Below are 17,318 nucleotides of genomic sequence, written 5' to 3' on the forward strand. Positions count from 1 at the left end.
GCGCGGCGTACGTCAGTCGGTGGACTTCTCGTCGCCGGGGTTGACCAGGACGACGTCGCGCCGCCGGGAGATCAGCAGCAGCGCGCCGCCGGCCAGCAGCACGGCGGCGCCGATGCCGCCGATCAGGCCGGCCTGCACGCCGGTCACCGGCAGCCCGCCGCCGTCACCGTCGCCGCCACCCGTGCCGCCGCCCGGGGTCGTGGTCGGGGTCGGCTCGCCGCTCGGGGTCGGCGTCGGGGTCGGGTTCGGCGTCGGCTGCGCCGACAGGTCCACGAACGCCTCGAAGGTCGCGTGGTTGTCCATCGGCTCGGCCTCGGTGAAGGTCTTCCGCTGCTCCGGGCTGGCGACCTGCGCCTCCGCCTCCGGCTCGCCCTCGACTGCCTCCAGCCCGTACGCGAAGAGGTCGCCCTCCCGGAGCACCGGCTCGGTGACGTCGTCGCCGACCTTCACCGTCACGTCGGCGGTGTAGTACTGCCCCCGGCGGATGGTCGCACCGGCGTCCTCGCACAGCGCCCGCGCCCTGCCGAGGAACTCGTCCTCGACGCAGCTCTCCGGCAGCGTCACGAAGCTCACACCCGACGGGAGCATGAGGCCGTAGAAGAGACCGGTCGCGGGCCGGCTGCCGTCGTTGTAGACCGCCCAGTCCAGCGGGACCGTCTCGCCCCGGCGTACGGGCTTCAGGTCGGGCTCGTCGGCCACCGCCCCGTTGACCACGACGTTGGCCTGGACGTCCTGCACCCAGGCGGTGAGGTCGTAGCCCGGCTTCGTCACGGTCACCGGCACTTCGATGTCCTTGTTGTTCTCCAGGTCGGGGTCGCCGGTGGCCGAGCTGACCGTCACCTTCAGCACGCCGCCGTCGCCCCTGCCGCCGGTGCTGAACAACGGGATGCCGAAGTCCTCGCTGGTGCCGCCCCGCAGGTCGCCGAGGAGGCAGGTGAAGGTCTTGCCGGTCACCTCGCAGCCGTCCGGCACGACGTAGCCGACCCGCTTGGCCTTGAGGCCGCTGGGGTCGACTTCCACCGTGACGGCCTTGGCGTCGACGCCGTCGGTGAGGTTCTGGACGGTGAACTTGAACGGCTTGGCCTTCGCGGCCTTGACGCCCTTGGCCAACTGGTAGCTGGTCGGCGTCAGGGCGAGGTCAGCCTGGTCGGCGGCGTACGCCGGAACGGCGACGGTGGTCAGGCCGCCCGCCGCGAGGAGCGCCACGGCGCCGGCGCGGGCCAGGGCCGAGCGGTGGAACAGGGTCATCGGTCCCCCGGGGGTTAGGGAAGAAACGGATGGTTGCGGAACCGAGCGGACCGTATCGAAGCATGACGTGGTGCGCCAGCAGGGCGGATCATCTTTCATCCGTCCGTCCGGTTCGGTCGAACGGACGGACGGGGCGGGACGGTCACCCGTCCCGCCCCGTCTCCAGGGTCGTGCGTCCGGCCGGTGCGGGCCGACGGGCCGGCCGTCAGGCCGTCGGCTTCTCGTCGCCCGGGGTCACCAGGACGACCCGACGCCGCCGCGCCACCAGGAACATCGCCGCGCCGGCGACCAGCACCGCGCCGCCGACGCCGACGATGAGGCCGGTCTGCGCGCCGGTCACCGGCAGCGGACCCTCGTCGTCGCCGCCACCCTCGCCGCCACCGGTTCCGGCGGCGGTCACCACGACGGCGAAGTCGTCACGGTTGTCGGTCGGGTCGACGTCTCCGGCCTGCGCGGCGCGGGAGCCGGCCGGCCGGTGCAGGAACGACGGCAGGGCCGAGCGCTTGCGGGCCAGGTTCGCCTCGGTCGCCGGAAGCTCACCGCGCGCGCTGACCGTGACCTCGCCGCCGGCCAGGCTGGCCGGTGCCTCGACGCCGGCGGCGACCTTCACCGGGAAGGCGCCGAAGACGCCCTCGCGCGGGGCCAGCTGGAGCAGCCCGGCCCGGCAGTCGGCGGACCGCAGGTCGGCGGCGTACTCGCACTCCTTGAGCTGGATGCTGTCGTCGAAGGTCACGCCCTTGGGCAGAGCGATCTTGAGGTCGAGGCCGTCGGCGATCCGGTCGCCCTGGTTCTCGACGAACGCGAGGACCGTGGTCGCGTCGCCGGGGTTCAGCGGCCCGGTCGGCGGGTCCTCCTTCAGCACGTCGTCGAAGGCGATCTGCTCCTTGACGTCGGGCACCACGACGCCGAGGTCGACGCCGCTCTCCTTGCTGATCTCGATCTGTGCGGTCGCGGAGTTGTTGTCGGGGTTGGTGTCGTCCGGCGATTCGACGGTCAGCGTGACCGGGGCGGAGTACGGCTCGTCCACGTCGGGGACCCGCTTGATCATGACAATCGGCAGTTCGACGGTCTCCCCGGGCCCGGGAATCTGCTCCTCGGGCACGACGCAGGTCCACAGCACCGGCTTCTCCGAGCCCTCGCCGGAACAGCCCTCGGCGGCCGGGAAGAATGCCACCTCGCCGTAGTGGTCCACCTTGGAGGTGTCGGCCTTGACGACGAGCGAGGACGGCGTGCCGGGGCCGTTGTTCGTGACCTTGGCGTACGCCGTCTTGATCCGGGTCCCCTCGGCCACCTTGGTGCCGACGACGGCGGTGACGGAGAGGTCGGCGGCGCTGCCGGCGGCGTGGGCCGGCGTGCCGATGGCGGTGAACGCGCCGGAGGCGAGCAGCGCGGCAGCGCCGAGCCGCGCCAGCGGTCGGTTGGGCAGTTTCATCTCAAGTCCCCCGTGAGGTGTGGCTGCTGGGCCGAACCGCACACTAGCGGCCGGTGATGCCGTGCGCCGGCCCGGACGCGCCCCAGCCCCGCGCGAAAGCCGAGCGTCCCTCCAGGAGTGCCCGGTCGGCGGACCCTGCCCGCGCCCGGGCGCGCGGAACGGACAGTGGGGGCGGGATGGTCACCCATCCCGCCCCCACTGCCGTGCGTTATGTGAACGACCCTCGCGGGTCGATGGAGGACGACCGTCAGGCCGTCGGCTTCTCGTCGCCCGGGGTCACCAGGACGACCCGACGCCGCCGCGCGATCACGAACATCGCCGCGCCCGCGACCAGCACCGCGCCACCGATCCCGCCGATCAGGCCGGTCTGCGGACCGGTCAGCGGCAGACCCGGCTCCTCGCCGCCGCCGCCCGCGCCGCCCTTGGCGGTCACGACGACAGCGTACGCGTCGGTGTTGTCGGTGGCGTCGACCTCGGTGGCCGCCACCTCTTCGGCGTTGGCCGGGAGCGCGCTCTTGCCCGCGGCGCGGACGGTGGTCGCCTGGCTGCCGAGCGCCTCGACGGTGACCTGACCACCGGTCAGGCTGCCGGCCTTGACGTCCTTGCCGACCGAGAGCAGGTGGTAGAAGCGGCCGCCCGAGATCAGGTCGTCGCCGTCCTTGTCCTGCGAGACCGGGATCAGGTCGGCGTCGCGGTAGGTGCAGACGAGCGAGGTCTTGCCGGAGTTGTACTCGCAGCCGTCCTCGGCCTCGGCGAAGGTCACGCCCTTGGGCAGCTTGACGCTGATCTTCAGCCCGGCGGCGGTGGCGTCGCCCTGGTTGAAGGCAGAGTAGATGAGCTGCGCGGTGTCGCCGGCGCGCAGGTCGCCGCCAACCTTGATCTTGTCGCCCTCGACCGTGACGGCCTTGGTCACGTCGCCCGCCACCACGGTCAGGTCCGGGCCGGTGCCCTCGACCTTGACCTTGACGGTCACCTCGTTGTTGGACTCGTCGGGGTCGGTGCCCTCGTGCAGGATGATGGCGCTGATCTGGCCGGCGTCACCCGTCGCCTCGCCCTTGCGGGTCAGCGGGAAGCCCCAGTCGATGTCGCGGCCGGCGGGCAGGACGCCGCCCTCGATGCCGCACAGGATCAGGCCGTCCTCGCGGGGGCTGCAGCCGCTCTCGTCGATGTCGACCTTGGTGGTGTCCAGCTTGCTGATGTCGAGGCCGACGAGGACGGCCGTCGCGTCCACCTTGCTCTTGTTGAGCAGGGAGACGGTCGAAATCTTGCCGGGCGCGCCGACCGCGATGGTCGTGCCGGTGGCCTCGATGGCCAGGTCGGCCGAGGTGTCGGCCAGGGCCGGGGCGGCGAAGAGGCCCGCGGCCAGGATCCCGGCGGCGCCGGCGCCGGCGACGGCCAGCGCACGGTTACGGAAGATCATTGGAAAGTTCCCCCCGTGGGGTGCAGGAACGGTACGGCCGGGGACGTTAGCGGTCCGCGATCACCCTTGCCACCCCGCCGTCGGCCGCGTTGAACAGTGCGGCTAAGAATCGCTTAAGGATTGCCCGGATTGATATGTCTTGCTGCCTCCCGGGCACCGGTCGGCGGGCTGGAACGGCAATCGAATCGATATCAACGGCTGCCGACCACTCACCTGATCGGCTGGCCGGCGACACCGCAGCCGGTCACGCTCAGTCAACTCCGTGTTCACCGACCGGTCGACGAACGGCAGACACCCCACCGTCCGTCGACGGTGGGGTGTCGGGTGGTGCGGCGGTGACTCAGCGGGCGTCGACCAGCGGCAGGGCCTTCCCGGCGCCGCCGCCCGGCAGCGCGATCGAGGAGAAGTGCGACACGACCCGCTCGTCGGTCGGGTCGTCGGCCGGGGTCCGGTGCACGGCCAAGCGGTTGTAGAGGGTGTCCCGCTGGGCGGGGATCCGGTCCGCCGAGCGGATCATGCCGATCAGCTCGTGCAGGTTGGAGCGGTGCCGCGCGCCGGCGGAGGAGATGACGTTCTCCTCCAGCATGATCGAGCCGAGGTCGTCCACGCCCATGTGCAGGGCGAGCTGCCCGACGTCCTTGCCGGTGGTGAGCCAGGACGCCTGCAGGTGCGGCACCGTCTCGAAGAAGAGCCGGGCCACCGCGACCAGCCGCAGGTATTCCAGCGTGGTGGCCTGGGTGCGGCCCTTGAGGTGGTTGTTCTCCGGCTGGTACGTCCACGGGATGAACGCCCGGAAGCCCCGGGTGCGGTCCTGCACGTCGCGGATCATCCGCAGGTGCTCGATCCGCTCGGCGGCGGTCTCGCCGGTGCCCATCATCATCGTGGCGGTCGACTCGACGCCCTGGCGGTGCGCCAGCTCCATGACCTCCAGCCAGCGCTCGCCCGACTCCTTCAGCGGCGCGATCGCCGTGCGGGGACGCGCGGGCAGCATCTCCGCACCGGCACCGGCGATCGAGTCCAGCCCGGCCGCCTTGATCCGCGCGATGGCCTCGTCCAGGCTGACGCCGGAGACCTTGGCCATGTGCAGGATCTCGCTCGGGCCGATGGAGTGGATGGCGAGCTGCGGGTACGCCTTCTTGACCGAGGAGAACAGCTCCTCGTAGTACTCCACGCCGTAGTCCGGGTGGTGCCCGCCCTGGAGCATGACCTGGGTCGCGCCCAGCTCGACCGCCTCGCCGCAGCGGCGCAGGATCTCCTCGGTCGGGTGGGTCCAGCCCTCCTTGTGCTTGGGGGCCCGGAAGAACGCGCAGAACTTGCACGCCGTCACGCAGACGTTGGTGTAGTTGATGTTGCGGTCGATCAGGTACGTGACGATGTTGTCCGGATAGCGCCGCCGGCGTACGGCGTCGGCCGCCTCGCCCAGCGCGTGGAAGGGCGCCTCGGTGTAGAGCAGCAGGGCCTCCTCGGGCGTGATCCGCCCGCCGTCCGCGCCGCGCTGCAGGATGTCGTCGATCTCCCGGCTCACCGTCACGCCTCCGAGCCTACGTCGCTCCGCACGGCTCCGGTCGGCGGCATCCGACCGTGTGACCAACGCCGAAAAGAGGACGCGAGGGGCATCTACGCCGACGAGGCGCACACCGGCCGTCGGGCCTACACGGGACCCGATGCCGACGAGGTGCCGGCCCTTGTCGGCGAACTGGTCGAGTGGCTCGCTCACGAGAGCAGCACTGCGCGAACTCGCCGCTCCAGCACTACATCCCGGGGAAGTCGTCGACCCGTACAAGCGCGCGGTAGGGACTCGGTCGACGTCACCGGTGAGCAGCCAGCTACCTCAGGCGTCGTAGTCGACCGTGAGCCTGTCGGTGGTCGGGCTGGACTGGCACGTGAGGACGTAGCCGGCGGCCACCTCGTCCGGCTCCAGAGCGTAGTTGCGGGCCATCGTGACCGCACCGTCGACGACCTTGGCCTTGCAGGTCGAGCAGACCCCGCCCTTGCAGGCGTACGGCAGCTCGCCGCGGACCTTCAGCGCCGCGTCCAGCACCCGCTCGTCGCGGCCCATCGTGAAGCTCGACGAGCGGCCGTCCAGCACGATCGTCACCTCGGCGCCGGCCCCCGGCTCGTCGGCCGGGCGTCGCGGCGGGGCCGGGGCCTCGTCGACGTGGAACAGCTCCGTGTGGACCGCCGGCTCCGGCACCCCGCGCCCGGTGAGCACCTCCCGGGCGTCCACCACCATGCCGTACGGGCCGCAGAGGAACCACTCCTCGATGGCGTCGCCGGGGACGATCGTGGCCAGCAGCCGGCCCAGCCGGTCGGCGTCGATCCGGCCGGAGAGCAGCGGGGACTCGCCCTGCTCGCGGGAGAGCACGTGCACCAGGTGCAGGCGGGTCGGATAGCGGTCCTTCAGGTCGGCGAGTTCCTCGGCGAACATCACCGTGTTGGCCGTGCGGTTGCCGTACACCAGGGTGAAGGTGCTGGCCGGCTCGACGGCGAGCGCCGTCGCGACCAGCGCGAGCACCGGGGTGATCCCCGAGCCGGCGACCACCGCGCCGTAGTGGCGGGCCCGGTCCGGCGCGAAGGCCGTGGTGAAGTTCCCGAGCGGCGGCAGCACCTCGACCGTGTCGCCGCCCCGCAGGGCGCCGCAGGCGTACGCCGAGAACGCCCCGCCCGGGATCTCCCGCACGCCGATCCGCAGCCGGCCGTGCCGCGCCAGGTCCTCCGGAGTGGAGCAGATGGAGTACGACCGCCGCACGTCCTCCCCCGCTTCGGTAACGCGCCGGACGGTGAGGTGCTGACCGGCGGAGAACGCGAAGGTCTCCCGCAGCTCCGGCGGCACCGCGAAGGTGATCGCCACGGCGTCGTCGGTGAGCCGGTCGACGGCGGCGACGGAGAGCGGGTGGAAGACCGGCCGGCGGCGGACCGGGCGGGTGATGGTGACAGTCACAGCGCCTTCAGGTGGTCGAAGGGTTCACGGCACGAACGGCAGCGCCAGAGCGCCTTGCACGCGGTGGAGCCGAAGCGGCTGACCTGCTCGGTCTCCGGCGAGCCGCAGCGCGGGCAGCGGACGGCGAGGGTCAGCGGCACCACGCCGCCGGTGCCGACGGGGGCCGGCGGGGCGATGCCGGCGGCGGCGAGCTTGGCCCGGCCGGCGGCGGAGATCCAGTCGGTGCTCCACGCCGGGCTGTAGACGGTGCGCACCTCGGCGTCGGGATGGCCGGCGGCGGCCAGGGCCCGGCGGATGTCGGCGCGGATCACGTCCATCGCCGGGCAGCCCGTGTAGGTGGGGGTGATGGTCACGACGACCCGGCCGGTCGCCGGGTCCTCGTCGACCGCCCGCAGGATGCCGAGGTCGGCGATGGTGACGACCCGGATCTCCGGGTCCACCACCGCCGCGACGGCTGCCCTGGGGTCGCTCACCAGTGCGCCCCGGGGTGGGCGCGGTGTAGCACCTGCATCTCGGCGAGCAGGTAGGACAGGTGCTCGGTGTGCACCCCGTCCCGCCCGCCGGCCGGCGCCCAGCCGCCCTCCGGCCGGGTCAGCGTGGCCTCGTCGAGCACCGCGGTGACGGTGGCGTCGAAGTCGGCCCGCAGGGTGGCCGGGTCGACCGGCGCCGCCGGGTCCGCCGCGAACAGCTCGTGCGCGTACGGCCAGATTTGCTCGACGGCCGCCTGCATGCGCCGGTGCGACTCCTCGGTGCCGTCACCCAGCCGCCGCACCCACAGGGAGGCGTGGTCGAGGTGGTAGGCCGACTCCTTGCGGGCCTTGGCCCCGATCGCGGCCAGCCGCTCGTCGGCGCAGCCCGCCAGCGCGGTGTAGAGCGGGAGCTGGTACGCCGAGAGGAAGAGCAGCTTCGCCATGGTGACCGCGAAGTCGCCGTTCGGCAGCTCCACGAGGAGGCAGTTGCGGAACTCCCGGTCGTCGCGGAGGAAGGCCAGCGCGTCCTCGTCGCGGCCGGCGCCCTCCAGCTCGCCCGCGTACGACAGCAGGAGCCGGGCCGCGCCGAGCTGGTCGAGGGCGATGTTCGCCAGCGCGATGTCCTCCTCCATCTCCGGCGCCCGGGTGGTCCACTCGGCCAGCCGCTGCGCCGCGATCAGCGCGTCGTCGCCGAGGGCGAGGGTGAAGTCGAAGGGGCCGGTCACGCCGCCACCTCGCTCCGCTCGGCGGCGGCGCGACGCGCCCCGGTGCTGAGCCGAATGGTTCGCTCGCTGCGCTCGCTCACAGGTGGGCCACCCCGTCCGGCACCTCGTAGAACGTGGGGTGGCGGTAGACCTTGTCGGCCGCCGGGTCGAAGAAGGCGTCCTTCTCGTCGGGGCTGGACGCGGTGATCGCGCCCGCCGGCACCACCCAGATGGAGACGCCCTCCTGGCGGCGGGTGTAGAGGTCCCGCGCGTTGCGCAGGGCCAGCTCGGCGTCGGGGGCGTGCAGGCTGCCGACGTGGGTGTGCGACAACCCGCGCCGCGCCCGCACGAAGACCTCCCACAACGGCGACGGATCGCTCACGCCGCGCTGATCCGTTCGCTCGCTACGCTCGCTCACGCCGCCACCTTCTCCTTCTTCTCCGCCCGCTTGGCGGCGTACGCCGCGGCGGCCTCACGCACCCAGGCTCCGTCGGTGTGGGCGCGGCGGCGGTGCTCCGCCCGCTGCCGGTTGCACGGCCCGTCCCCCTTGATCACCCGCATCAGCTCGTCGTAGTCCGGCTGGGTGAAGTCGTACGACTGCCGGGACTCGTTCCAGCGCAGGCCCGGGTCGGGGATGGTCAGGCCGAGGATCTCGGCCTGCTGCACGCACATGTCCACGAAGCGCTGGCGCAGCTCGTCGTTGGAGAACCGCTTGATCTTCCAGGCCATGGACTGGGCCGAATGGGTGGAGTCGGTGTCCGGCGGGCCGAACATCGCCAGCGACGGGTACCACCAGCGGTCGACGGCGTCCTGCGCCATCGCCTTCTGCGCGGGCGTGCCGTGCGCCAGGGTGTGCAGGATCTCGTAGCCCTGCCGCTGGTGGAACGACTCCTCCTTGCAGACCCGGATCATCGCGCGGGCGTACGGCCCGTACGAGCAGCGGCAGAGCGGCACCTGGTTGACGATCGCGGCGCCGTCCACCAGCCAGCCAATAGCGCCGACGTCCGCCCAGGTCAGTGTCGGGTAGTTGAAGATCGAGCTGTACTTCTGCCGGCCGCTGAGGAGCAGCTCGACCAGCTCGTCCCGGCTGATCCCGAGGGTCTCCGCGGCGGCGTAGAGGTAGAGGCCGTGGCCGGCCTCGTCCTGGACCTTGGCCAGCAGGATCGCCTTGCGCTTGAGCGAGGGGGCCCGGCTGATCCAGTTCCCCTCCGGCTGCATGCCGATGATCTCGGAGTGCGCGTGCTGGGCGATCTGCCGGATCAGCGTCCTGCGGTACGCCTCGGGCATCCAGTCGCGCGGCTCGATCTTCTGATCGGCGTCGATGACCTCGACGAAGTACGCCGCGAGGTCCTCGTCGGGGCCGGGGGCACCGGCGCGCCGTCCCCGCTCGGCGGCCTCCCGCAGCGCCGCCTCCGCCGCCTCGACCTCGCCGAGCAGGCCACCGCCGGGTGCGTCCTCGGCGGAGAAGTCGTTGCCATACATGGGGTCAAGTGTTACAGCTTGCAACTCGCCGCACCAGAGGTGTGTAACAGGTTTCCGAGGACAGTTCGGGACGCGACGGCGACTCCCAGCGAGCGGCAAGCTATGACTTGGATCACGCGGCGAAGACGAATTCCCCCAATAGCCGCATAGCGGCCCGATATCCCGCCTTCATGGCAAGTTGCCAGGTGTCATGTTCTGGCGTGCGGCCGATCCGCACGTAGACTTCCCCCCGGTCACACCATCGGCTGCCGACTATCGCCCAGGAACACGAAGGCCACATCCCCCGGCCTCGGCGAGCCGCCGATCCGTCCGGACAACAAGCCGGTCCCCCCGGCCCTGACATCTGGAGCTCACCCACTCATGCGATCCCGCGTGACCCTGGTGCTCGCCGTCGTGGCGGTCCTCCTCGGTGGCGGCCTGCTCGTGCCTGCCGCGTACGCCCGACTCGCCGGCGACGACGCCGCGAGCGGCGGAAGCGGCGGCGGAAGCGTGGCGGCACCGGCGCCCACCCCGCCCCCGCCGCCGACCCTGGCCGCCGGCCCGGTGTCGGTGAACTTCAAGGGCGAGTTCTTCTCGTGGGCCCTGATGGACCGGGAGACCGGCGAGATCTCCGGTGCCAAGAACATGACCTCGACCAGCTCCACCGAGTCGATGATCAAGTCCTGGTTCGCGGCCGACTACCTCCGCCAGCTCGGCGACAAGCCCGTGCCGGCCGAGCGGAAGAAGCAGATCTCCGCCGCCATCCGCAACAGCGACGACGACGCCGCCAACGCCCTCTACAGCGCGGTGGGTCGCGCCGAGACGATCAAGCGGATGACCAGCATCTGCGAGCTGACCGACACCAAGCCGGGCAACGTGCCGGGCTACGTGGGCTGGTGGAGCTTCACCCGGATGTCCCCCCGCGACGCCGTCCGGCTCGGCGACTGCATCGGTGACGGCACGGCCGCCGGCCCGAAGTGGACCAACTACCTGCTGGACGAGATGAGCAAGGTCAAGGGCACCACCGCCGCCAAGGACCAGAAGGCCCGGTCGGGCGGCGGCCGCTGGGGCATCATCGACGGGCTCCCCCAGTCGATCCTCAGCCAGGGCCCGGTCAGCATCAAGAACGGCTGGACCCCGCTGAACTACGACGGCAACTGGCACGTGAACTGCCTCGCGGTCACCGACAAGTGGAGCCTGGCGGTGATGCTGCGCTACCCGCAGAAGAGCGGGCTGGACTACGGCGCGCAGACCTGCGCCTCGGTCGCCAGCCAACTGGTGACCCCACAGCCGGGCGCCGCCCTCAAGGTGCCGCAGCAGCCGGTCGGGAAGCTCTGATGGCCGGACAGCGCCGGGACGACCGGCGCGGCGACGCCTCCCCCGTCAAGCTGATCGCCGTCGCGGTGGTCCTGATCGGCCTGGTGCTCGTGTCCCTGCGGCTGCTGCCGGGCTCGCCGTTCGAGTCCACCGCCGTCGCTCGGTGGGGCGACCCCGCCATGCCGACCGACCGCGGCGCGACCACGCCGGGCGACCGCAGCTCGCGGCAGTCGCCGTCGGCGTCGCCGTCGCCCAGCGCGACGCCGGAGCCGCTGCCGTTCGAGGCGAAGGACCTCGACCTGGACATCGAGGGCTGGTACTCCTGGAGCGTCCTCGACCGCCGGACCGGCGAGATCATCGGTTCGGACAACATGGACGAGACCAGCACCACCGCCTCGCTGATCAAGGCCTGGATCGTGGCCGACTACCTGCGCCGCGCCGCCGACGCCGGCCAGACGCCGAGCGACGCCAAGCTCGCCGACGCCACGAAGATCATCCGGGACAGCGACAACACCCGGGCCGAGCAGTTCTACAACACCGTCGGCCGGTCCGCCTCGATCAAGCGGCTGATCTCGCTGTGCGAGCTGACCGACAGCAAGGTTGCCGCCGACGGCGGATGGAGCCGCACGGCGCTCTCCCCCCGCGACACCGCCCGGATGGGGGCCTGCATCGCCGACGGCCGGGCCGCCGGGCCGAAGTGGACCACCTGGCTGATCAAGGAGATGCGGCTGGTCCGGGGTGCGGGCGACTTCGGCATCCGCAAGGCGTTCCCGGCCGCGGAGCGCAAGACCATCGCCATCAAGAACGGTTGGATCGACCGGACCAGGGAGCAGGAGATGCACATCAACTGCCTGGCCATCGGCGACACCTGGACGATGGGCGTGATGGTCCGCTACCCGATCGGCAAGGGCTACGAGTACGGCATGAAGAACTGCCAGAAGATCACGGAAGCCCTCCTCCGCGACTCCGTCTGACCCTCGCCGCCGATCGGGGCGGTCGCGGGCCGGCGGGGTCAGCCCGTGAAGAAGTCGGGGCCCGTGTCGGGAAGGGACGGGGCGGCGCCGAGGGCGGCGGCGCGGCGCGCGAACTCGCGCAGGCCGGCCACCTGGCGGTCGCCGAGTGAGAAGTCCAGCGCCCGGAAGTACGTCGCCAGGGTCTCCGCGTCGAACGGCTCCCAGCGCGCGCCGGCCTCGGCGACCTGGTCCAGCTCGGAGAGGCAGAGGTCCCGGGAGCGCAGGAACGCGTCGTGGACCTCCTTGACCAGCCCCGGGTGGGCGGCGGCGAAGTCCCGGCGTACGGCCCAGACGGCGAAGACCATCGGCAGGCCGGTCCACTCCCGCCACGCCTGCCCGAGGTCGGTGACCTCCAGCCCGCGCTTCGGCGCCTCGTAGAGCGCGCGCAGCGCCACGTCGCCGATCAGCACCCCGGCGTCGGCCTCCAGCAGCATCTGGGTCAGGTCCGGCGGGCAGCGGAAGTACTCGGGGTTCACCCCGTACCGCTCGCCGAGCAGGAGCTGGGCCAGGAGGACCCCGGTCCGCGAGGTCGAGCCCAGCGCCACCTTGCCGTGGTCGAGCTCGGCCAGCGGGCGGGTGGAGACGATGTTGACCGACAGCACCGGGCCGTCGCTGCCGACCGCCAGGTCGGGCAGGAGCAGCAGTTCGTCGGCGTGGCGCAGGTACTCCACGTGCGAGATCGGGCCGATGTCCAGGTCACCGGCGACCAGCGCCGCGCTCAGCCGGTCCGGCGAGTCCTTGTGCAGGTCGACGTCGATCAGGGCGCCGGAGCGCATCAGCCCCCAGTAGATCGGCAGGCAGTTCAGGAACTGGATGTGCCCGACCCGGGGGCGCGCGACGTGCTCAGCCATGCCCCGACCGTATCCCCGCCATTCGCCCGGGGCTCAGCGGGTCGGCGTCGGAGTGGCCAACCCCGCATCCACCGCGACGTCGGCGGCGGGGGCGCCCGAACCGGTTCCTGTCGGGGCGGCGCCCGCGAACGGTGCACCGGCGGGCGTCCGCGCGGGGGCCGCGCGGGCCGCGCGGCGGAGGGGAACCGAGACGACGGCGACCGCCAGCAGGCCGGCCAGCCCGCAACCGGCGACCAGCGGCCGGGGATCGGCCGCCTCCAGCAGGAGGCCGCCGGCCAGGAAGCCGACCATCGCGGCGCCCTGGACCGCCGCGCCGAAGGAGGCGAAGGCGCGGCCCCGCGCCGCCTCCGGCACCCGGCGGGCCAGCAGCACGTTGTTGAAGACGTTGCTGCCGCCGTTGAAGATGCCGCCGGTCAACCAGATCGGCACCAGCAGCAGGGCCGTCGGCACGGCCGCCGAGGCCAGCACCATCGCGCAGCACCCACCGAGCAGCGCCAGGCTGGCCCGGACCAGCCTGGCGTCGCGGTCGAGCCGCCGGACCACCCGGGCGAAGAGCCACGCGCCGGCCAGGACGCCGAGCGTCCAGGCGCCGGTCACCAGCCCGTACATCGTGGTCGAGCTGCCCAGCGTCTCCCGGATGAAGAACACCTCGATCACGTTGATCGCCCCGACGGCGCCGAACACCCCGGCGACGCTGGCGACCATCGCCACCAGCAGCGGGTCGTGTCGCAGCCGCCAGGCCGGGGGCACCGCCGCGTCGCCGGCCGCCGCCGGCCCACGGCTTCCTCTGCGGGTGCGGATCAGCAGTCCGGCCGCCACCAGCGCCAGATAGCTGCCGGCGCCCACGAGCAGCGGCAGGCGCGTGCCGAACTCGCCCACCAGCAGCCCGGCCAGCGCCGGACCGGCGAGCGAGCCCAGGGTGCCGGCCGACTGGCTGAGCGCGCTGGCCCGGGGCAGGTCCTCGGCCCGCACCATCGCCGGCACCAGCGCCGAGAGCACCGGCTGGGTGACGGCGAGGCCGGTGGCGAGCAGCGCCACCAGCGCGATGACCAGAAGCGGGTGCCCGGCGTACGCGAGCGTGAGGCAGATGCCGGCCTGGGCCAGCCCCGCGGTCACCAGCAGGATTCGGCTGTCCACCCGGTCCGCGAGGCGACCGGTCAGCGGTGCGAACGCCACCAGCGGCAGGGTCGCGGCGAGCAGCAGGCCGGACACGGCGAGCCCGCCCGCCCCGGCCGACTGCAACGCCAACGTGAGCGTGCTGGCGGCGAGGAAGTCACCGCAGGTGGCCACGCCCCGGGCGGTGGTGGCGAGCCAGACGTCCGGCCAGCGCGACCGAGCAGATGTGAAGGACATATTTCGAAAATAATCCTTCACATCTGCCGGGTGCAATCCCCTTTCAGTCGACCGGCAACGCCTTGTAGTGCACCGAGACGGTGCGCGCCCCGGCCGGCGGGTCCACCCGCGACCGTTTGCGGTACGGCTCGAACAGGCGGTCCACCGCCTCGTTCAGCTCGCGCAGCTCCGCCGCGGTGAGCAGCAGTTGCGAGTCGGCGAGCCGGCTCGCCTCGTACCACTCGGCCGGCTCGTCGGGCGCGCGCCGCAACCAGTCGCGGCTGCGCTCCAGGTCGCGGGCCAGCCACGCCTCCACCAGCGCACGCTCGGCTGCCCGGGCCTCCGGCGCCGTCCCGCGCCCGGCGTCGACGGTCCAGCTCGGGCTGACCACCCGCCAGACTCGCTCCCGCGCGTCGCCGCGGTTCGGCGCCTGCTCCACCAGGCCCGCCTTCGCCAGCTCCCGCAGGTGGTAGCTGGTGGCGCTCGGCGACAGGCCGACGATCTCCGCGCACTCCGTGGCGGTCGCGCCGGCCTCGATCGAGCTGAGGTGTTCCGTGATCGCGAGTCGGGCCGGGTGGGCCAGCGCCCGCATCACCTGCGGATCGCTGATGGTCACCCGGGGTCGCTCGGCAGGCGGCTCGGTCATCCCCCCATGATCCCGGCCGCCGGTCGTCGACCACCACCGGCAACGGCAGGACGGTGCGCCGGAGCCGGCGGCGACGACCGGTCAGCACGCCTGCGCGTGGGCGCCGGGCCCGGAGGGCGGTGAATTCGGTGGAGCGGGAGCCGGTGTGCGCGTAGGCTGGCAGGCCGCTTGACGGCCAGGGTGAGGTGAGCACCGCATCGGACGTCCCGCGCCGGGGGCCGGCCATCCGCCCGCCGGACACGCGAGCGATCAGCAGATGACCTCGATGGGATTCAGCGTGACCGCAGTCGACCTCGACACCGACCTCGCCGCCGAGCGCGAGCACCTCGCCACCTCCCGGGCCGCCCTGGCCCGGATGCGGGAACGCGCCGAGGCCCTCTTCGCCACCGGCGACCAGGTGGCCGGCGACGCCTACGCCGCCGAGACGCTCGGGCGCACCCTGGCCCGCCGGGTCGCCGAACTCGCCGACGACCCGACCACGCCCCTCTTCTTCGGCCGCCTCGACTTCGGCCCGCCCACCGACGCCGCACCCGCCGCCGGCCCGGCCGCCGACGGCTGGACCGCCGACCCGTCCACCGCCGGCACGCCCGGTGGCAGCGACGACGGGGCGGGTCCCGGGCACCCCGACCACGCCGGCCGGCGCTACCACGTGGGGCGGCGGCACGTCACCGACGAGCGGGGCGAGCCGCTGGTGCTGGACTGGCGGGCACCCGTCTCCCGGTCGTTCTACCGGGCCAGCGCCCGCGACCCGCAGGGCGTGGCGGTACGACGCCGCTTCGGGTTCAGCAGCGGAACGCTCACCAGCTTCGAGGACGAGCACCTCGACCGGGGCGAGGAACTCGGCACGGCCAGCCGGATCCTGACCGCCGAGATCGAGCGGCCCCGCGTCGGGCCGATGCGCGACATCGTCGCCACCATCCAGCCGGAGCAGGACGAGCTGGTCCGGGCCGACCTGGCCGACTCGATCTGCGTGCAGGGCGCGCCGGGCACCGGAAAGACGGCGGTCGGCCTGCACCGGGCCGCCTACCTGCTCTACCTGCACCGGGAGCGGCTGCGCCGCGCGGGTGTGCTGATCGTCGGGCCGAACCGGGCCTTCCTGTCGTACATCGCGGCGGTGCTACCGGCGCTCGGCGAGGTCGAGGTCGAGCAGGCCACGGTGGAGGACCTGGTCGCCCGGGTGCCGGTGCGGGCGGTCGACGACCCGGCGGTGGCGGCCGTCAAGCACGACGTGCGGATGGCCGAGGTGCTGCGCCGGGCGATCGACGCGCACATCGGCGAGCCGACCGAGCCGATCATGGTCTCGGACGGCTCCTACCGGTGGCGGATCGGGCTGGACCCGCTGCACCGGCTGGTCGAGGAGACCCGCCGGGAGCGGTTGCCGTACGCCACCGGGCGGGAACGCGTCCGGGCCCGGGTGGTGGCTCTGCTCCAGCGGCAGGCCGAGGCGCGGCGCGCCGAGTCGCCGAGCGACGCCTGGCTGCGCCGGATGGGCAGGTGCGCGCCGGTCGCCGCCTTCCTCGACGCGGTCTGGCCGGCGCTCACCCCGGAAGGGCTGGTGCACCGGCTGCTCACCGACGCCGAACTGCTGGCCGCCAGCGCCGACGGGTTGCTGACCGCCGACGAGCAGGCGCTGCTGCGCGGGACGCCCGACCCGGTGGCGGCAGGCGGCGCGGCGGATGCCCCGCGTCCGGCGCGCCGCGCCGCGGCAGCCGGGACGAAGCTCGGGCGCACCCCGAAGGCCACGAAGTGGACGGCGGCGGACGCGGTGTTGATCGACGAGGCGGCCGGGCTGGTCGAGCGGCCGGCCGGCTTCGGCCACGTGGTGGTCGACGAGGCACAGGACCTGTCGCCCATGCAGTGCCGGGTGATCGCCCGACGCAGCGAGCACGGGTCCATCACGCTCCTCGGCGACCTGGCCCAGGGCACCGCGCCGTGGGCCGCCGCCGACTGGCGGGAGTCCCTGCGCCACCTGGGCAAGCCGGACGCGGTGGTGGTCCCGCTGACGGTCGGCTTCCGGGTGCCCGCCGCCGTGGTCGCGTTCGCCAACCGGCTGCTGCCGGCGCTCGCCGTCGACGTGCCGCCGGCGGAGTCGCTGCGCCGCGACGGCGCGCTCGACGTGCGTACCGTCACCGACCTGACCGCCGCGACGGTGGCCGAGGTGCGCGCGGCGCTGGCGTTCGACGGCTCGGTCGCGGTGATCGCCGCCGACGACGCGGTCGACGGGCTGCGGGCCGCCCTCGCCGCCGCCGGGGTCGAGACCGCAACCGTCGACGACCCGGCCGCCGCGGCGCGCGTCACGGTGGTGCCGGCGACGCTGGTCAAGGGCCTGGAGTACGACCACGTCATCGTCGTCGAGCCGGCGGCGATCGTGGCGGCCGAGCCGCGCGGCCTGCACCGGCTCTACGTGGTGCTCACCCGGGCCGTCTCCCGCCTCGCCGTGCTGCACGCCACGCCGCTGCCCGCGCCGCTCGCCTGACCGGCCG

15 protein-coding genes are annotated in these 17,318 nt (G+C 73.0%); 3 read left to right on the forward strand and 12 right to left on the reverse strand.

The window, feature by feature from the left end; translation table 11 throughout:
- Positions 1 to 12: 12 nt before the first annotated feature.
- The 9 genes from ABT006_RS01635 to paaA form a co-directional block, all read right to left on the reverse strand.
- Positions 13 to 1,248 (reverse strand): cell wall anchor protein, encoded by a 1,236-nt coding sequence (locus ABT006_RS01635; RefSeq protein ID WP_350701887.1) that lies wholly within the window; start codon positions 1,246 to 1,248, stop codon positions 13 to 15.
- A 205-nt stretch (positions 1,249 to 1,453) separates the two neighbouring features.
- Complete coding sequence (locus tag ABT006_RS01640) at positions 1,454 to 2,680, reverse strand: LPXTG cell wall anchor domain-containing protein (protein WP_350701889.1); 1,227 nt, start codon at positions 2,678 to 2,680, stop codon at positions 1,454 to 1,456.
- Between the two features lie 247 nt (positions 2,681 to 2,927).
- Complete coding sequence (locus tag ABT006_RS01645) at positions 2,928 to 4,100, reverse strand: LPXTG cell wall anchor domain-containing protein (RefSeq protein WP_350701891.1); 1,173 nt, start codon at positions 4,098 to 4,100, stop codon at positions 2,928 to 2,930.
- 340 nt (positions 4,101 to 4,440) lie between these two features.
- Entirely contained in the window at positions 4,441 to 5,631 is a 1,191-nt protein-coding gene (gene mqnC, locus ABT006_RS01650) for a cyclic dehypoxanthinyl futalosine synthase (RefSeq protein ID WP_350701893.1), read from the reverse strand.
- 300 nt (positions 5,632 to 5,931) lie between these two features.
- Complete coding sequence (gene paaE, locus ABT006_RS01655; RefSeq protein WP_350701895.1) at positions 5,932 to 7,041, reverse strand: 1,2-phenylacetyl-CoA epoxidase subunit PaaE; 1,110 nt, start codon at positions 7,039 to 7,041, stop codon at positions 5,932 to 5,934.
- Complete coding sequence (gene paaD / locus ABT006_RS01660) at positions 7,038 to 7,514, reverse strand: 1,2-phenylacetyl-CoA epoxidase subunit PaaD (protein WP_350701897.1); 477 nt, start codon at positions 7,512 to 7,514, stop codon at positions 7,038 to 7,040. The genes paaE and paaD overlap by 4 nt, the downstream gene beginning before the upstream one ends.
- Complete coding sequence (gene paaC / locus ABT006_RS01665) at positions 7,511 to 8,236, reverse strand: 1,2-phenylacetyl-CoA epoxidase subunit PaaC (protein ID WP_350701898.1); 726 nt, start codon at positions 8,234 to 8,236, stop codon at positions 7,511 to 7,513. The genes paaD and paaC overlap by 4 nt, the downstream gene beginning before the upstream one ends.
- Before the next feature lie 76 nt (positions 8,237 to 8,312).
- Positions 8,313 to 8,633 carry a 1,2-phenylacetyl-CoA epoxidase subunit PaaB gene (gene paaB / locus ABT006_RS01670; RefSeq protein WP_350701900.1) on the reverse strand — a complete coding sequence of 107 codons (321 nt, stop codon included), beginning with the start codon at positions 8,631 to 8,633 and terminating at the stop codon, positions 8,313 to 8,315.
- Complete coding sequence (gene paaA / locus ABT006_RS01675; RefSeq protein WP_350701901.1) at positions 8,630 to 9,697, reverse strand: 1,2-phenylacetyl-CoA epoxidase subunit PaaA; 1,068 nt, start codon at positions 9,695 to 9,697, stop codon at positions 8,630 to 8,632. The genes paaB and paaA overlap by 4 nt, the downstream gene beginning before the upstream one ends.
- A gap of 360 nt (positions 9,698 to 10,057) precedes the next feature.
- Here paaA and ABT006_RS01680 point away from each other — a divergent pair, with 360 nt between their 5' ends.
- Entirely contained in the window at positions 10,058 to 11,014 is a 957-nt protein-coding gene (locus ABT006_RS01680) for a serine hydrolase (protein ID WP_350701903.1), read from the forward strand.
- On the forward strand, positions 11,014 to 11,967 hold the full coding sequence (locus ABT006_RS01685) for a serine hydrolase (RefSeq protein ID WP_350701904.1): 954 nt from the start codon (positions 11,014 to 11,016) through the stop codon (positions 11,965 to 11,967). Before ABT006_RS01680 ends, ABT006_RS01685 begins: the two co-directional genes overlap by 1 nt.
- A gap of 38 nt (positions 11,968 to 12,005) precedes the next feature.
- On the opposite strand, the gene ABT006_RS01690 is transcribed toward ABT006_RS01685, so the two are convergent.
- Genes ABT006_RS01690 through ABT006_RS01700 form a run of 3 tightly spaced genes read right to left on the reverse strand, consistent with a single transcriptional unit; the run spans position 12,006 to position 14,835 of the window.
- Positions 12,006 to 12,857 (reverse strand): menaquinone biosynthetic enzyme MqnA/MqnD family protein, encoded by an 852-nt coding sequence (locus ABT006_RS01690; RefSeq protein ID WP_350701906.1) that lies wholly within the window; start codon positions 12,855 to 12,857, stop codon positions 12,006 to 12,008.
- 33 nt (positions 12,858 to 12,890) lie between these two features.
- The gene (locus ABT006_RS01695) at positions 12,891 to 14,210 is read right to left on the reverse strand and encodes an MFS transporter (protein ID WP_350701908.1); all 1,320 of its coding nucleotides are present in this window, start codon (positions 14,208 to 14,210) and stop codon (positions 12,891 to 12,893) included.
- 43 nt (positions 14,211 to 14,253) lie between these two features.
- Positions 14,254 to 14,835: a helix-turn-helix domain-containing protein gene (locus ABT006_RS01700; RefSeq protein ID WP_350701910.1), complete on the reverse strand. Its 582-nt coding sequence runs from the start codon at positions 14,833 to 14,835 to the stop codon at positions 14,254 to 14,256.
- 256 nt (positions 14,836 to 15,091) lie between these two features.
- Here ABT006_RS01700 and ABT006_RS01705 point away from each other — a divergent pair, with 256 nt between their 5' ends.
- Complete coding sequence (locus ABT006_RS01705) at positions 15,092 to 17,311, forward strand: HelD family protein (protein WP_350701912.1); 2,220 nt, start codon at positions 15,092 to 15,094, stop codon at positions 17,309 to 17,311.
- Positions 17,312 to 17,318: the final 7 nt, after the last annotated feature.

The sequence above is a fragment of the Micromonospora sp. NPDC002717 genome (assembly GCF_040295705.1).
Lineage (GTDB): Bacteria > Actinomycetota > Actinomycetes > Mycobacteriales > Micromonosporaceae > Micromonospora.

What these genes read in the sequence shown, in the direction of transcription:
- ABT006_RS01680 (WP_350701903.1), top strand. Translation starts at nt 10,058, where the DNA reads ATGCGATCCCGCGTGACCCTGGTGCTCGCCGTCGTGGCGGTCCTCCTC.
- ABT006_RS01690 (WP_350701906.1), bottom strand. Translation starts at nt 12,857, where the DNA reads ATGGCTGAGCACGTCGCGCGCCCCCGGGTCGGGCACATCCAGTTCCTG.
- ABT006_RS01685 (WP_350701904.1), top strand. Translation starts at nt 11,014, where the DNA reads ATGGCCGGACAGCGCCGGGACGACCGGCGCGGCGACGCCTCCCCCGTC.
- ABT006_RS01635 (WP_350701887.1), bottom strand. Translation starts at nt 1,248, where the DNA reads ATGACCCTGTTCCACCGCTCGGCCCTGGCCCGCGCCGGCGCCGTGGCG.
- paaA (WP_350701901.1), bottom strand. Translation starts at nt 9,697, where the DNA reads ATGTATGGCAACGACTTCTCCGCCGAGGACGCACCCGGCGGTGGCCTG.
- ABT006_RS01700 (WP_350701910.1), bottom strand. Translation starts at nt 14,835, where the DNA reads ATGACCGAGCCGCCTGCCGAGCGACCCCGGGTGACCATCAGCGATCCG.
- ABT006_RS01645 (WP_350701891.1), bottom strand. Translation starts at nt 4,100, where the DNA reads ATGATCTTCCGTAACCGTGCGCTGGCCGTCGCCGGCGCCGGCGCCGCC.
- ABT006_RS01705 (WP_350701912.1), top strand. Translation starts at nt 15,092, where the DNA reads ATGACCTCGATGGGATTCAGCGTGACCGCAGTCGACCTCGACACCGAC.
- ABT006_RS01640 (WP_350701889.1), bottom strand. Translation starts at nt 2,680, where the DNA reads ATGAAACTGCCCAACCGACCGCTGGCGCGGCTCGGCGCTGCCGCGCTG.
- ABT006_RS01695 (WP_350701908.1), bottom strand. Translation starts at nt 14,210, where the DNA reads ATGTCCTTCACATCTGCTCGGTCGCGCTGGCCGGACGTCTGGCTCGCC.